Annotated in this window: 12 protein-coding genes; 6 read left to right on the top strand and 6 right to left on the bottom strand. The window is 42.8% G+C overall.

Annotated elements, in window-relative coordinates:
- Positions 1–9: 9 nt before the first annotated feature.
- The 3 genes from comA to FZ954_RS11290 form a co-directional block, all read right to left on the bottom strand.
- On the bottom strand, positions 10–2,163 hold the full coding sequence (gene comA, locus FZ954_RS11300; RefSeq protein WP_148878415.1) for a peptide cleavage/export ABC transporter ComA: 2,154 nt from the start codon (positions 2,161–2,163) through the stop codon (positions 10–12).
- A 364-nt stretch (positions 2,164–2,527) separates the two neighbouring features.
- Positions 2,528–2,752: a hypothetical protein gene (locus FZ954_RS11295; protein ID WP_257000647.1), complete on the bottom strand. Its 225-nt coding sequence runs from the start codon at positions 2,750–2,752 to the stop codon at positions 2,528–2,530.
- Between the two features lie 68 nt (positions 2,753–2,820).
- A complete protein-coding gene (locus tag FZ954_RS11290; RefSeq protein WP_148878414.1) occupies positions 2,821–2,994 on the bottom strand; it encodes a class IIb bacteriocin, lactobin A/cerein 7B family in 174 nt (57 codons plus the stop codon).
- A gap of 225 nt (positions 2,995–3,219) precedes the next feature.
- Here FZ954_RS11290 and rnhC point away from each other — a divergent pair, with 225 nt between their 5' ends.
- The 3 genes from rnhC (at position 3,220) to FZ954_RS11275 (ending at position 7,201) form a co-directional block, all read left to right on the top strand.
- On the top strand, positions 3,220–4,104 hold the full coding sequence (rnhC, locus tag FZ954_RS11285; RefSeq protein WP_187423372.1) for a ribonuclease HIII: 885 nt from the start codon (positions 3,220–3,222) through the stop codon (positions 4,102–4,104).
- Between the two features lie 3 nt (positions 4,105–4,107).
- Positions 4,108–4,740 (top strand): signal peptidase I, encoded by a 633-nt coding sequence (gene lepB / locus FZ954_RS11280; RefSeq protein WP_148878412.1) that lies wholly within the window; start codon positions 4,108–4,110, stop codon positions 4,738–4,740.
- A 76-nt stretch (positions 4,741–4,816) separates the two neighbouring features.
- A complete protein-coding gene (locus FZ954_RS11275) occupies positions 4,817–7,201 on the top strand; it encodes an ATP-dependent RecD-like DNA helicase (protein WP_148878411.1) in 2,385 nt (794 codons plus the stop codon).
- A gap of 100 nt (positions 7,202–7,301) precedes the next feature.
- Here the strand turns inward: FZ954_RS11275 and dinB are convergent, their stop codons facing one another.
- Positions 7,302–8,366 (bottom strand): DNA polymerase IV, encoded by a 1,065-nt coding sequence (gene dinB / locus FZ954_RS11270; RefSeq protein WP_125389690.1) that lies wholly within the window; start codon positions 8,364–8,366, stop codon positions 7,302–7,304.
- A gap of 392 nt (positions 8,367–8,758) precedes the next feature.
- Here dinB and pflB point away from each other — a divergent pair, with 392 nt between their 5' ends.
- From pflB to FZ954_RS11255, 3 genes are all read left to right on the top strand, one after another.
- The gene (gene pflB / locus FZ954_RS11265) at positions 8,759–11,074 is read left to right on the top strand and encodes a formate C-acetyltransferase (protein ID WP_005591101.1); all 2,316 of its coding nucleotides are present in this window, start codon (positions 8,759–8,761) and stop codon (positions 11,072–11,074) included.
- A gap of 118 nt (positions 11,075–11,192) precedes the next feature.
- Positions 11,193–11,966, top strand: a complete 774-nt coding sequence (locus tag FZ954_RS11260) for a threonine/serine exporter family protein (protein WP_148878410.1) — start codon at positions 11,193–11,195, stop codon at positions 11,964–11,966.
- Between the two features lie 4 nt (positions 11,967–11,970).
- Positions 11,971–12,429: a threonine/serine exporter family protein gene (locus FZ954_RS11255; protein WP_045498515.1), complete on the top strand. Its 459-nt coding sequence runs from the start codon at positions 11,971–11,973 to the stop codon at positions 12,427–12,429.
- A gap of 171 nt (positions 12,430–12,600) precedes the next feature.
- Here FZ954_RS11255 and FZ954_RS11245 read toward each other — a convergent pair whose 3' ends face one another.
- Entirely contained in the window at positions 12,601–13,881 is a 1,281-nt protein-coding gene (locus FZ954_RS11245; RefSeq protein ID WP_148878409.1) for a hydroxymethylglutaryl-CoA reductase, degradative, read from the bottom strand.
- Positions 13,878–15,056: a hydroxymethylglutaryl-CoA synthase gene (locus FZ954_RS11240; protein WP_148878439.1), complete on the bottom strand. Its 1,179-nt coding sequence runs from the start codon at positions 15,054–15,056 to the stop codon at positions 13,878–13,880. The genes FZ954_RS11245 and FZ954_RS11240 overlap by 4 nt, the downstream gene beginning before the upstream one ends.
- Positions 15,057–15,305: the final 249 nt, after the last annotated feature.

Here is a 15,305-nt window from a genome sequence, read left to right as displayed (position 1 = left end):
TTCTCCTTTCTAACTATTCACCAGATGAGCATAGAAGCCATCCTGAGCAACCAACTCTTCATGCGTTCCTTGCTCCACGATTTCACCCTTGTCCAGAACAACAACTTTTTCAGATCGCTCCGCAATAGTCAATCGATGGGCAATGAAAATGATGGTCTTGTCCAACTCTAAAAGGTTGTCAATAATCTTTTTCTCTGTCAAGATATCCAGATTGCTGGTCGCCTCATCAAGGATCAAAATAGGAGCATCGGTCAAAAGAGCCCGAGCCAAGGCCAAACGCTGACGCTGACCACCTGAAATCCCTGAACCATCTGATGTCAATTCTGTTTGATAATTTAAAGGCATCCGTTCAATATCTTCACGAATCTCTGCAATTTCCAGCGCCCGAATAATTTCTTTCTGAGTCGTTCCGGGCTTGGCACCCAAGAGAACATTCTCCAAGATGGTACCATTAAAAACATAAGGTTGTTGCGGCAAGTAATTGATATGACGGCGCAAGACATGCTTGTCAATCTGATTGAGGTTGATATTATTAACCAGAATTTCTCCCTCGTTTGGATCGTAAAAGTTCACGATCATCTTGGCAAGAGTCGTCTTTCCAGAACCAGAAATTCCGACAAAGGCCACCTTGCTGCCTCTTTCAATGGTCAAATTAATATCCGACAGAACATTTCGTCCATAGCCATACTTGTAGCTGACATTTCTCAACTCAATGTCGCCCTTGGTCATGCTCAAATCACGGATCGCTTTTTTATCCATAAATTCAGAGTCAACCAGATAAACCTCGTTCAAGCGATTATTGGCAACTTGTGCTGTCTGAAGCTTGGTTTGTAAATTGATAATGTTTTCCAGCGGATTTGTGAAATAAACCAACAAAGTATTATAAGTAATCAACTGCCCCAAGGTCATTTTATTGTCCATAACCAAAAGGGCTCCCATCCAAAGGATTGCAACATTCAGCAAGAGCTGAGCCGTCTTCTTCAAGCCGATTTGGATGTTTTCCATCCGACTATAGGCAAATGATTTCTTCAGATAGTCAACAAATTCTCTATCAATCTTTTGATAGCGGAAATCTTCACTTGTCAAGGATTTAATCGTCTCAATACCATTGATATCTTCGATAATAGAAGAAGACAGAATGGCATTGGATTCCATCGTATCACGATTCATTTTTTCAAATGGCTTCATGAAAGCGAAAATCACGATGATATAGATCGGCAGCGAGAGCAAACTGATAAAGAACAAATAGAAGTTTTGTGAGAACAAAACAATCGCCATAACGACAACGATAGAGACATCCAAAAAGATGGACAGAATAGTACTAGCCAAGGCATCAATGATACTATTAGCATCGTTGAAGCGCGATACGATTTCCCCTGTCCTTCTCGTCGCAAAAAAAGACATGGGTAGATGAAAGACATGCTTGATATAGGACAAAATCACATCAATCGAAAGGCGTTGGCCCAAAATGAGAAGCAGGTAGCTCTGAGCATAAGTTAGGACCTGTTGCAAAATGTAGACGACTATTAGACCGAGAGAAATAATTCCTAAGGTATTCCTCATCTGATTCGGTACGTAGGTATCAATAATCCCCTGCATGTAGTAAGAGCCCACGATATTAATAATCGTCACCAGCATCGTTGCAATAACGATATTGGCAATCAGTCCCTTTTGTTTCATTAAAATCGGAACAAAAGACCAGAGGCCATTTTTCTTTTCCTTGTGTGGTCTATATTCTGGCGCTGGGGCGATGAAAATAGAGACACCTGTCCACTCTTGCGCAAACTGTTCCTTAGAAAGCTTGGTCATTTTAACAGCCGGATCTGGATCCGCAATATAAACCGAATGTTTATCGTGCCCAGTCACAACATAATAGTGAAGCAATTTCTTATCTTTGATAACATGGGCGATAAAAGGATAAACGATGCCCTTCATGTCAAATAAAGACATATCCGCTTTAAAGGCTCGTGTTTCAAAACCTAACTCTTCCGAAACCTTCACTAGCCCAAAAGCAGTTGTTCCTCTTAAAGTTGTCTTGGCCATTTCACGCAAACTAGCCAAAGAATAATAGGAACCATAATAACCATATATCATGGCCAGCGCTGCTACACCACAATCTCTCGCGTCAACTTGAGCCCTATAATGACGCTTTGTAAATCTCATACAAACTCCTTTATTCACAAAAGTGTAAATTTGCTTTTATGGAGAACGACCCTCGCATAAAAACTCCTAATTAGTAAACATACTATTCAACACAAACTGCTTGTCAACTTTATCCATAGCGGTTCTCCCCCTAGTAAAAAACAAGTATAAATTAGGGGAAAATTTTCATAACAAGCAAAAAATAGATATCTCTATCATACACTAATGTGGCGTATTTTTCCAATGGTATCAGTCAATTTACTCCATGTAAACATAAAATTACTTAAAAAACAGACATAAAGTAACTTTATCAGACCATTCTACACTAAAAAGCCTCTTGTCCCAATCAAGACGAACAAGAGGCTCTATGTCGAAACAAAAAATATTAGTTAAAAACGTCTGGACTTGCAGCACCACCGTTGTTAGCACCACCACGATTGCTAGAACCAGATCCTGATCCAATTCTAGAACGAATACGACCATATGCACGAATAGCAAGTCCGCGTACAGTGCGACCAACTTCACGACCGATATCAAATACGGCACGTACAAGGTCACCACCAACCCATCCACCTTCTACTTCAACCAATTCAGCTTCAGTAAGAGGCATAAATTTTTGATCTAATGATTTAAAATCTTTGTTCATGAAATTCACCTTCTTCTATTTAAAATATTAAATTAGCTGAAAAGTCCTACAAAGAAACCTGAAACCAATGAGCCACCCAAAATAGCCAATGATACTGTGAAAATATCAACAGGGACTCCGTAGAATGACCATCCACCGTCGATCATCATCATTTCTTCTTCAGTCAACGCAGCAAATTGGTTGTCCATCATAGCAAAGTTTTCCATATGTGTTCTCCTTTTTTACAAGGCCTTCTTAACCTTGTTAATATATTGTTTGTGGTCAGTTTTATTCAAACATCGCTTCAACACCTATATTATACAACAACCCTATCGGGTTCAACATGACATCGATGTCATGTTTGAAAGAAAAATGTGTAATTTTTTTATAATATTTAAAATATCCTCTTTTTCCCATTCTCCCTAGTTTCATTTTGTGGTACAATAGGGGCTATGGAAAGTATTACTTTAAGTCCTAAACGAGAAGAAATTGAAGCTTTTATCCAGAAATATCGAGACAAGCTTGTGCCCAGTAAAAATCAGTATATCCAATATCTACTGAAATTGAACCAGGCAACTGTCAGTATCTATACTTCTGGCAAGGTTCTTTTCCAAGGAGAAAAAGCTGGGCATTATGCTGCTTTTTTCGGCCATCAAGTCGAGAAAACCAGCAAGACTTCTCAGAACATCTCCCTTATCGGTACTGATGAGGTCGGAAATGGCTCTTACTTTGGTGGTTTAGCAGTTGTTGCTTCCTTCGTTAGCCCAGAGCAGCACACTTTCCTGCATAATCTAGGTGTGGGCGACTCAAAAACCTTGACCGACCTCAAGATTCGCCAACTGGCACCGATTTTGAAAAAGGAAATCCAACATCAAGCTCTACTCTTGTCACCAGAAAAGTATAATGAAGTGATTGCCTCTGGTTACAATGCTGTGTCTGTCAAGGTGGCCCTTCACAATCAAGCCATTTATCTGCTGTTACAAAAAGGTCTGACACCAAAAAAAATCGTCATCGATGCCTTTACCAGCCAGCAGAATTATGACAAATACCTGCAAAATGAAAAGAATCATTTTCCAAATCCCGTTAGCCTCATTGAGAAAGCGGAAGGAAAGTTTCTAGCTGTCGCTGTTAGCTCCATTATCGCTCGCGACCTCTTCCTGGAAAATCTGGAAAATCTGAGCCAAGAGCTTGGCTACACCCTTCCGAGTGGAGCTGGAAGCAAGAGTGACCAGGTTGCTAGCCAAATCCTCCAAGCCTATGGAATGGCTGGCCTCCAGCATACCGCTAAACTTCATTTTAAAAATACAGAAAAAGCTAAAAAGCTCTTAGAAAGGTAGACTATGAAAAACAAACGCTTTGACTTCCGTGCCTTCCTCAAGGAGTGGGGAGTCTTTACCCTGATTATCTCTGTTATCTTACTCACTCGCTGGCTGCTCTGGGCACCTGTCAAGGTAGACGGCCACTCTATGGACCCAACCTTAGCAAATGGGGAGTATCTGATGGTTTTGAAACACCAGTCCATTGATCGTTTCGATATTGTTGTAGCCTCTGAAAAGGATGACGACGGCAAAAAGAAAGAAGTCGTCAAGCGAGTGATTGGCCTTCCGGGCGATACCATTCAGTACGAAAACGACACTCTTTATATCAATGGTAAAAAAACTGATGAATCTTACTTAACAGAATACATCAAGAAATTCAAAAAGGACAAGCTCCAGTCTACTTATGTAGGCAAGGATTACACGGACGACGGAACTTTCTTCCGCAAGCTAGCCTCTCAAGCCCAAGCCTTTACAGTGGACAAAGAAGGTAGCCCCGTCTTTACCATCAAACTCCTAGATGACGAGTACCTGCTTTTAGGTGACGATCGGATTGTGTCCAAGGATAGCCGGCAGGTCGGTGCCTTTAAATCCAGTCAGATTCAAGGCGAAGCTAAATTCCGCATCTGGCCAATCCTACCTTTCAAGACTTACTAATACTTAAGAGTATACCCCCATCCAAACTCAGTTGACTACTCAGCTGGGTTTGCTTTTTAAAGAGCATATATAAACAATGACAGAATTTTATTTTTCAGGCACTATTGAACGCATCATTTTTGAAAATCCCAGCAATTTCTTTCGAATCCTCCTCTTGGATATCCAAGACACAGATTGTGAAGATTTTGATGATTTTGAGATTATCGTGACCGGAACCATGGCCGATATTATCGAAGGTGAGGATTATACATTTTGGGGCAACCTAGTCCAACATCCAAAGTACGGACAGCAGCTAAAAATTTCCCGCTACGAGAGGACAAAACCGACTAGCAAGGGGCTGGTTAAATATTTTTCCAGTGACAACTTTAAAGGTATCGGGGTCAAGACAGCTCAAAAAATCGTGGAACTCTATGGGGAGGAAACCATTGACAAGATTTTAGCTGAGCCAGAAAAACTCAAAGAAATCACTGGCCTTTCCGCCAAGAACCGAGAATCCTTTGTGGCCAAACTGCAACTCAACTATGGAACAGAGCTGGTCTTAGCTAAACTGGCCGCCTACGGCATTCCCAACAAACTAGCCTTTCAGATTCAGGAAACCTACAAGGAAGAAACGCTAGAAATTGTCGAACAGTATCCCTACCGACTGGTTGAAGATATCCAAGGTATCGGTTTTAAAATCGCTGACCAGCTGGCCCAGAAGTTGGGAATTGAAAGTGATGCTCCTGAGCGTTTTCGAGCTGGCTTGCTTCATACCCTTCTGACCCAGTCCATGGAAACTGGCGACACCTATTTGGAGGCTAGAGACCTATTGGCTCATACGATTGAGCTTCTGGAAAGTTCGCGCCAAGTAGAGCTAGACCCTAGTCTGGTAGCCGATGAATTGGCTCACCTGATTGAAGAAGACAAAGTCCAAAATGTTGAGACTAAGATTTTTGAAAACAGCCTCTTCTTTGCCGAGGAAGGCATCCGCAGCAATCTGGTCCGCCTCTTGGAAAAAGGCTATCAGGATCGCTTTGAAGACGAAAAAATCCTCAGTGCCATCAGCCAAGCTGAAGATGACCTAGGCATCCACTATGATCAGATTCAGAAGAAAGCCATTTTCGACGCTATCACACAAAAAGTCTTTATCCTGACGGGTGGACCAGGAACAGGAAAAACAACCGTCATCAATGGTATCATCTCCGTCTATAGCCAGCTTCGAGACTTGGATTTGAAAAAGAAGGCAGATTTACCCATTCTCCTTGCTGCACCGACTGGGCGAGCTGCTCGCCGTATGAACGAGCTGACTGGCCTGCCCAGCGCTACGATTCACCGACATCTCGGTATGACTGGAGATGATGATACCAGTCATTTGGATGATTATCTGGATGCTGACTTTATCATCGTGGACGAATTCTCCATGGTAGACACTTGGCTGGCCAACCAGCTTCTCAGCAATATCTCCTCCAATACCAAACTGCTCTTGGTGGGCGATGCAGAGCAGTTGCCCTCTGTCAGTCCTGGGCAGGTATTAGCTGACCTATTGCAAATACCGAGTATCCCCCAGACCAAGCTGGAAAAAATTTACCGTCAGAGCCAAGATTCGACCATTGTCACTCTGGCTAGTCAAATCCAAAAAGGACTACTACCAGAAGATTTTACCGAGAAAAAAGCGGATCGTTCTTATTTTGAAGCTCGAAATGAACACATCCCGCCCATGATTGAACGAATTGCTAGCGCAGCTATTCGCAGTGGCATCCCAGCTCAGGATGTTCAGGTGCTGGCTCCCATGTACCGCGGACAGGCCGGCATTGACCAGATTAATAGCCTCATGCAAAATCTCATCAATCCTGTGGAAAAAGACCAGCTGACCTTTGAAGCACCCGATTGCCAATATCGACAAGGAGACAGGGTTATCCACTTGGTCAATGATGCTGAAAGCAATGTTTTTAACGGTGACTTAGGCTACATCGTCGACCTGCTCCCAGCTAAGTACACCGAGTCCAAGCAGGACGAATTAACCATCAACTTTGACGGCAATGAAATTAGCTACCAGCGCAGCGAATGGTACAAAATTCGCCTAGCCTATGCCATGAGCATCCACAAGTCTCAAGGTAGCGAGTTTCCCGTGGTTATCCTTCCCATTACCCGAAGCAGCCACCGCATGCTCCAGCGCAATCTGGTCTACACTGCTATTACCCGAGCCAAGAGCAAACTGATCCTACTTGGGGAAAAGTCAGCCTTTGACTACGCCATAAAAAATACCGGAACAGCCCGCAAAACCTATCTGATTGAGCGCTTTGGGGATATAGAACCCCCTCAAGAACTTATCCACATTCCTGTGGATAACAGCGAATCGCCTGTGGGAAACTATATCCTGACGGGGGAAAATATCCTAACAATCGATCCTCTAATCGGACTGACCGAGGAAGATATCAACAGTATATTTGGCAATGACAACCAAATAGAAACAGATGCCTAGGTCTACCTTTGAAGCTGTCCTAACAGTTTACAGAGTGCCTTATCAAATATTTCCCATAAAAATAGAGTCTGGGACAAATTGCCTCAGACTCTTTTCTATCTTATCCAAACCCCGTCACTGTCAGTCCTAATAAGCGAACGCCTCGCGGCTGCTCTTCCAGGCTGTCATAGATTTCATGACTAACCCGCTCAATCATTTCTCCTTCTTTCGTTTCTTGCTCCAAGGTCCTCCTTTTGGTTAGGGTTGAAAAGTCAGCATAGCGGATTTTTAGGACAACCGTCTTGCCAGCTTTCTGGTGTTTCTCTAAGCTGAGAGCGACCTTAGCTGCCAAACGAGATAGTTCTTTTTTTATATCCTCCTCGCCATGGAGCAATTTGGCATAGGTTCGCTCCTTACCGATAGACTTACGGATACGATTGGACTTGACGGGACTATTGCTGATGCCACGCACTTTTCGGTAAAGATCAAAGCCGAAGCGACCAAACTTATCAATCAAGGTCATTTCCGGTATCTTGAGCAGATCTGCACCAGTATAAACTCCCATTTCATGCAGTTTTTCAACGCTCTTCTTACCAACTCCGTGAAACTTAGCAATGTCCATGGACGCCAGAAAGGCCTCTGCCTCCTCGGGTAAAATAACCGTCAGACCGTGCGGCTTCTCATAATCACTGGCAATCTTGGCTAGAAACTTATTATAAGAAACGCCTGCCGAAGCCGTCAGCTGCAATTCATTCCAGATATCGTGCTGGATCAGCTTGGCAATTTTGACTGCAGATTTGATACCCAACTTATTTTCCGTCACATCCAGATAAGCCTCATCTATGCTCATGGGCTCAATTTTATCCGTGTAGCGCTTGAAAATCTCTCGAATCTGCAAACCAACTGTTTGATATTTTTCATAATTTCCCGAGATAAAAATCCCCTGCGGGCACCGCTCATAGGCTTCCTTGGAACTCATAGCTGAATGAACTCCGAACTTTCTGGCTTCATAATTACAAGTCGAAACCACACCACGTCCACCCGTCTGACGCGGATCACTACCTATAATCACAGGCTTTCCCTTGAGCTTAGGATTGTCCCGCTCTTCGACCGAAGCAAAAAAAGCATCCATATCAATATGAATGATCTTTCGCGATGTGTCATTAATTAGCGGAAAAATTAGCATGCCGTCTCCTATAAGTTAGAATAGCTCTTTAGCAAATTTTATCATTTTTAAAGCAAGTTTCAAAGGATTTTTATTCAAAAGCAAGACCGGAAAATGTGAGAAACTTTCTGAGGTGCATAGACAAAGTATTAAAATAGGAATTTCAGTATTGGACACATTTCTACATAGTAACGTTCAAAGCAAGTACAAAATAATTCAACTTATCAGCTTCTTTCTACTATTTTCATTTACCATTTTCAAAATTATAAAACAGTTTACAACAAAATATCAATCTGTATTATAAAAGAAAGCCTCTTTTAGCACTGAAATTCGTTTGTGAAACCGATTACCTTATGATATACTTTAATTATAAATGTAACAGTTTATGTTGCTAGAATAAAGAGGAAAATCTAATGGTTGTTAAAACAGTTGTGGAAGCTCAAGATATTTTTGACAAAGCTTGGGAAGGCTTCAAAGGTGAAGATTGGAAAGAGAAAGCAAGTGTTTCTCGCTTCGTTCAAGCCAACTACACACCTTATGATGGAGATGAAAGCTTCTTGGCGGGTCCTACTGAGCGCTCACTCCACATCAAGAAAATCGTAGAAGAAACAAAAGCTCACTACGAAGAAACTCGTTTCCCAATGGACACTCGTCCAACATCTATTGCAGATATCCCTGCTGGTTATATCGACAGAGATAACGAACTAATTTACGGTATTCAAAACGATGAACTCTTCAAATTGAACTTCATGCCAAAAGGTGGTATCCGTATGGCTGAAACAACTTTGAAGGAAAATGGTTATGAACCTGATCCAGCTGTTCACGAAATTTTCACAAAATATGTGACAACTGTTAACGACGGTATTTTCCGTGCTTATACTTCTAACATCCGCCGCGCTCGTCACGCTCACACTGTAACTGGTCTTCCAGATGCCTACTCACGTGGACGTATCATCGGTGTTTACGCACGTCTTGCTCTTTACGGTGCAGACTACTTGATGCAAGAAAAAGTCAACGACTGGAATGCAATCAAAGAAATCGACGAAGAAACAATCCGCCTTCGTGAAGAAGTAAACCTTCAATACCAAGCATTGCAACAAGTTGTTCGCTTGGGTGATCTTTACGGAGTTGATGTTCGTAAACCAGCGATGAACGTTAAAGAAGCGATCCAATGGGTTAACATCGCCTTTATGGCTGTCTGCCGTGTTATCAACGGTGCTGCAACATCTCTAGGACGTGTGCCAATCGTATTGGATATCTTTGCAGAACGTGACCTCGCTCGTGGTACATTTACTGAATCAGAAATCCAAGAATTTGTTGATGATTTCGTTATGAAACTTCGTACAGTTAAATTTGCTCGTACAAAAGCTTATGACCAATTGTACTCAGGTGATCCAACTTTCATCACCACTTCTATGGCTGGTATGGGTAACGACGGTCGTCACCGTGTTACTAAGATGGACTACCGTTTCTTGAACACTCTTGACAATATCGGTAACTCTCCAGAACCAAACTTGACAGTTCTCTGGACTGACAAACTTCCATACTCATTCCGTCGCTACTGTATGCACATGAGCCACAAACACTCTTCTATCCAATACGAAGGTGTAACAACAATGGCTAAAGACGGATACGGAGAAATGAGCTGTATCTCATGCTGTGTGTCACCACTTGACCCAGAAAACGAAGATCAACGCCACAACATCCAGTACTTCGGTGCTCGTGTGAACGTTTTGAAAGCCCTTCTTACTGGTTTGAACGGTGGTTACGACGATGTTCACAAAGACTACAAAGTATTTGACATCGATCCTATCCGTGACGAAGTTCTTGAATTTGAATCAGTTAAAGCGAACTTTGAAAAATCTCTTGACTGGTTGACTGACACTTACGTAGATGCTTTGAACATCATCCACTACATGACTGACAAGTACAACTACGAAGCTGTTCAAATGGCCTTCTTGCCAACTAAACAACGTGCCAACATGGGATTCGGTATCTGTGGATTTGCTAACACTGTTGATACATTGTCAGCTATCAAATACGCTACAGTTAAACCAATCCGTGACGAAAATGGCTACATCTATGATTACGAAACAATCGGTGAATACCCACGTTGGGGTGAAGATGACCCACGTTCAAACGAATTGGCAGAATGGTTGATCGAAGCTTACACAACTCGTCTACGTAGCCACAAACTTTACAAAGACGCAGAAGCTACTGTATCACTTTTGACAATCACATCTAACGTTGCTTACTCTAAACAAACTGGTAACTCACCAGTCCACAAAGGTGTATACCTCAACGAAGATGGTTCTGTGAACTTGTCTAAACTTGAATTCTTCTCACCAGGTGCTAACCCATCTAACAAAGCTAAAGGTGGCTGGTTGCAAAACTTGAACTCACTTGCTAGCCTAGACTTTGGTTACGCAGCTGACGGTATCTCATTGACAACTCAAGTTTCTCCACGCGCTCTTGGTAAGACTCGTGACGAACAAGTTGATAACTTGGTAACAATCCTTGATGGTTACTTTGAAAACGGTGGACAACACGTTAACTTGAACGTTATGGACTTGCAAGATGTTTACGACAAGATCATGTCTGGCGAAGACGTTATCGTACGTATCTCTGGATACTGTGTAAACACTAAATACCTCACTCCAGAACAAAAAACTGAATTGACACAACGTGTCTTCCACGAAGTTCTTTCAATGGATGACGCACTTAGCTAAGCCTCTTTCCTAATTGTAAAACCAGCTGAAAATCAGCTGGTTTTCTTTTACTTTGGAGAGATAGCTTTAAGCATTTGTGTTATAATAGAGTTATTGTAAAATGAAAAAGGGGGATATAATGGCTGAGAAAATGTCTACAGATGAAAAAAATCTTAATCTGGCCGTCGATGTTATCATGCTAGCTGGGACCTTGCTATTACAAAGCGGCTCAGAGATTTATCGGGTCGAAGACACTATGATCCGGATTGCCCATTCACAAGGCATCCTGGACTGCAATGCCTTAGCCATGCCCGTTGCCATATTCTTTTCAATTGAAAATACTAATATTTCTCGAATGAAGCGAAATATCCATATGAACTACAATATCGAGAAAGTCTGCGATGTCAATCAGGTTTCTCGGCAATTAGTCAGTGGAGCAATCAATTTGGAAGAAGCTCTTGAACAGCTAAAGGCGCTTAAAACAAAAGGGGTTCCCTATAGCAAAAGAGAACTCATCACAGCAGCTACACTCAGTGCTCCTTTCTTTTCTATCATGTTCGGTGGAAATTTCTACGATGCTCTTGGAGCCGGTATCGCGACTCTATTTGGCTTCTCTTTCTCTCTTTATGTCGATAAATATATTCGAATTCCTTTTGTTTCAGCCTTTGCTGGAGCTTTTGTCTTCGGATTATTAGCCCAGATTTGGGCTTACTATTCGGGATTCGATTCAACAGCAGACTTGATCATCGCAGGAGCTGTCATGCCCTTCGTCCCAGGAATCGCTCTGACCAACTCAGTTAGAGATATCATGACCAACCATATCAATTCTGGGATGAGCAAGCTCTTCGAATCGCTCCTCATTACCCTTGCTCTCGGCGCCGGCACCTCTGTCGCCCTCATTCTTATGAAATAAGCCTATGACAATCTTGACTTTCTTACTGCAAGCCCTTGCCAGCCTACTGGCTATCATCACTTTTCTAATCGTTCTAAATGTCCAGCGTAGTATGCTGATTCCCGGCGGAGTTTTAGGAATGGCTACTTGGCTACTCTATCTCTTGCTCAAGGGACCGACTAATGTTATCATTGCAACCTTCGTGGCTGCCATCATTGGTTCCTGTGCCAGCCAAATCCTCAGCATCATCTATAGAACGCCGGCTGTCGTCTTTATTTTGGCTATTCTAGCGCCTCTAGTACCTGGATATATTTCTTACCGGACAACTGCCTTCTTTGTGACAGGTGATTACAGTCATGCTATGGTCAATGCTACCTTGGTCGTTATCCTAGCTTTGGTCATCTCTATCGGAATGGCTAGCGGTACGGTTGTTTTAAAGATTTACAGCTACCTTAAAAAACATCCTCTTCACTATAAAAAATGAGAGTGGGACAGAAATCGGTAATTCGTTAGAATTCGATTTCGTCGTCCCACCTCCGCACAGTTGAGTAGGGCTGTAAAAACTGATGAAATCAGCCTAGTAGAGCCCACTCAACCACTGCGGCTTGCTCGACAATCCAAAGACAATTGAGAGGCTAGGACTTTTGTCCCAGCCTCATTTTTCTTTACGCATTTTGGTTAGAATTTCCTTAGCTTTTGCTTGACTAAATTGCTTCTCTTTAAGAAGTTCTGCAACGACAGTAGCAATCTCATCTTCCTGAGCACCTGCCAATAAAGCTAGGGATTTAGCTTGGAGCTTCATGTGCCCAGCCTGAATTCCCGTAGTCACCAGCGCTCTTAAAGCCGCAAAATTTTGCGCTAAGCCGACAGAAGCGATAATCGAAGCTAATTCTTTGGCTGTCGGTTGCCCCAATAAATCAAAACTGGCGACAACCATTGGATTAAGACCGATGGAGCCTCCCTTAGCCGCAACCGGCATGGGTAGAGTCAACTGGCCATAGAGTTTTCTTTCCTCTAAATTGGCCTCCCAGTTACTCAATCCTTGATAACGGCCATCGCGAGCAGCATAGGCATGGGCCCCTGCTTCAATAGCGCGCCAATCATTACCTGTCGCCAAAAGAACTGCATCAATTCCGTTGAAAATCCCTTTATTATGCGTGCTGGCCCGATAAGGATCCTGCTTTGCAAACTGACTAGCTAGAGCGATTCTTTGGGCGGTGCGTTCGGCTTCTGCCTTATCTCGACTGAGTGAGTGGAAATCAATTTCGCAAGAGGCTGTTACAAGCGCTTCAGTCGCATAGTTAGATAAGATAGCCATCAAGCTCTGTCCACCTGTTAACTCCTCTAACCGTTCTTTTAGGGCTTCTAGCATTGTATTAAGGATATTGGCACCCATGGCTTCCTGAGTGTCCACGACAAGGTAGACAACTAGAAAGTCCGTCTCTCCCTCCAGGAAATCCGTTCTCAAATCACGCGCCCCACCTCCTCGCTTGACGATGGAAGGATGGGCTTGATTTGCCAATTCTAATAAAGCTGACTTCTCATTTTGGATTTGCTCTAAGGCTTTAGCTACATCGGGCACATCATAGAGTGCGACCTGCCCAACCATCTGCCGATTATGAATCTTGGTCTTGAAACCGCCGTTGCGCTGAATGATTTTTGCTGCAAAACTAGCAGCAGCAACGACAGAGGGCTCCTCTGTTGCAAAAGGTACCTGATAAACCTGCTCATCTATGAGAAAGTCCGGTGCAATCGAATAAGGCAAAGCCAGAATAGAAAGCACATTTTCACTCATTTGATTGGCTGTCTCCAGCGGTAAATGGCTTTGATTAGCAAGGTTTTGCCAATTCTCAGTCTGGAGTAGCTCATGGGCTTTCAGAAACTCTAGCCGCTCTGCAGGCGTTTTTTTAGAAAATCCGGTCCAATTTATTTTCATGATGATTTCTCAACTTTGATATACTTGCGCTGGTGTTGATCGATTTGAACTAAGGCGTAAATTTGGTCATCGTAGTCAGAGAAAACAGCTGAGCCGTTTTCATCTAGCTGGGCTTCGGCAAAGAAAAGCTCTTCATAAGCAGCAACCGTCAGTTCTTGACGTTGATTTAATTTCTCCAAACGATTAGTCGTCAGCTGTTTCTCATAACCTTCTACCAGATTGGCACTAAAAATCTCGGCCACAGCGCCACTCCCATAACTAAAGAGAGCAATCTTGTCACCAGCCTTAAGATCTTCAGAGTTTTCTAAGAGAGACAAGAGCCCCAAGAAGAGGGAGCCTGTATAGATATTCCCAACCTTTTGGCTATAGAGAATAGACTTGTCAAAGTTTTCTTGCAGACCCTTTTGCTCCTCCTGAGACAAGCTTTTATCCATAATTTTATTCAGCCCCTTCAGCGCCAATTTTGGATAGGGAAGATGGAAACAAACCGCTGCAAAGTCTCCCAAAGCTAAACCATGACGCTTTTGGTATTCGTTCCAAGTCGTCTTGAGACAATCCAGGTACTGCTGGGTTGAGTAAACACCATTGACGTAAGGAGTCGTAGAGTAATTTGGGCGCCAGAAATCCATAATATCACGAGTTTGAGCCACATTATCTTCATTGAATTCAAGGATGCGTGGATTTTGACTGATCACCATAGCGACAGCGCCTGCACCTTGAGTCGGCTCGCCTGGCGTCTCTTTCCCATATTTGGCAATGTCGCTAGCGATAACCAAGACCTTGCTTTCTGGATATTGTCTGATATGCAGCTTGGCATAGTCTAGAGCAGCAGTTGCTCCATAGCAAGCCTCTTTAATTTCAAAGCTACGAGCAAAGGGCTGAATGCCCAAAAGACCATGAATAAAGACCGAAGCCGCCTTGCTTTGGTCGATGCTAGACTCTGTTGCGACAATGACCATATCAATGGCCTTCTTGTCCTCCACAGTCAAGATTTGCTCAGCCGCTGTCGCACCCAAAGTGACAATATCCTCAGTTAAAGGAGCAATGCTGATCTCCTTCATCAATAATCCCTTGCTGAGCTTGTTGGGATCAATGCCCCGCTCCTCAGCCAGATGATCTAATTTTAAAACATAATTGCTGGTCGCAAAACCGATTTGATCGATTCCGATTTTCATCATAAAGACCTCATTCAATTCATTTGATAGCTAATAGTATTCAGACATTATTTTACCATAATTAAGGCTAAAACTCTTTTAAAAACCATTTTTTAAGCCCAAATCCGACTTGAGACGGAGAAAGCTCATCATCAAAAAATGAGAGAAACTCAATTTTTCCAATTCAGTTTCCCTCATCAGTCTATTCCAATTTTGAGCTAGCAAGTTTAGGGTTTTAAGGATAAACTTTCCGCCCACGAATTCCCTGAA

Origin of the sequence: Streptococcus sp. Marseille-P7375, assembly GCF_902460365.1 — a bacterium.
GTDB classification, from domain to species: domain Bacteria; phylum Bacillota; class Bacilli; order Lactobacillales; family Streptococcaceae; genus Streptococcus; species Streptococcus cristatus_I.
This window is presented reverse-complemented; position numbering and strand designations above follow the sequence as displayed.

Bases quoted from the DNA above. Each gene is read 5' to 3' on its own strand.
- FZ954_RS11255 (WP_045498515.1), top strand. From the start codon at position 11,971: ATGACAATCTTGACTTTCTTACTGCAAGCCCTTGCCAGCCTACTGGCT.
- FZ954_RS11290 (WP_148878414.1), bottom strand. From the start codon at position 2,994: ATGGAAAACTTTGCTATGATGGACAACCAATTTGCTGCGTTGACTGAA.
- FZ954_RS11260 (WP_148878410.1), top strand. From the start codon at position 11,193: ATGGCTGAGAAAATGTCTACAGATGAAAAAAATCTTAATCTGGCCGTC.
- pflB (WP_005591101.1), top strand. From the start codon at position 8,759: ATGGTTGTTAAAACAGTTGTGGAAGCTCAAGATATTTTTGACAAAGCT.
- FZ954_RS11275 (WP_148878411.1), top strand. From the start codon at position 4,817: ATGACAGAATTTTATTTTTCAGGCACTATTGAACGCATCATTTTTGAA.
- FZ954_RS11240 (WP_148878439.1), bottom strand. From the start codon at position 15,056: ATGAAAATCGGAATCGATCAAATCGGTTTTGCGACCAGCAATTATGTT.
- lepB (WP_148878412.1), top strand. From the start codon at position 4,108: ATGAAAAACAAACGCTTTGACTTCCGTGCCTTCCTCAAGGAGTGGGGA.
- comA (WP_148878415.1), bottom strand. From the start codon at position 2,163: ATGAGATTTACAAAGCGTCATTATAGGGCTCAAGTTGACGCGAGAGAT.
- rnhC (WP_187423372.1), top strand. From the start codon at position 3,220: ATGGAAAGTATTACTTTAAGTCCTAAACGAGAAGAAATTGAAGCTTTT.
- FZ954_RS11245 (WP_148878409.1), bottom strand. From the start codon at position 13,881: ATGAAAATAAATTGGACCGGATTTTCTAAAAAAACGCCTGCAGAGCGG.
- FZ954_RS11295 (WP_257000647.1), bottom strand. From the start codon at position 2,752: ATGCCTCTTACTGAAGCTGAATTGGTTGAAGTAGAAGGTGGATGGGTT.
- dinB (WP_125389690.1), bottom strand. From the start codon at position 8,366: ATGCTAATTTTTCCGCTAATTAATGACACATCGCGAAAGATCATTCAT.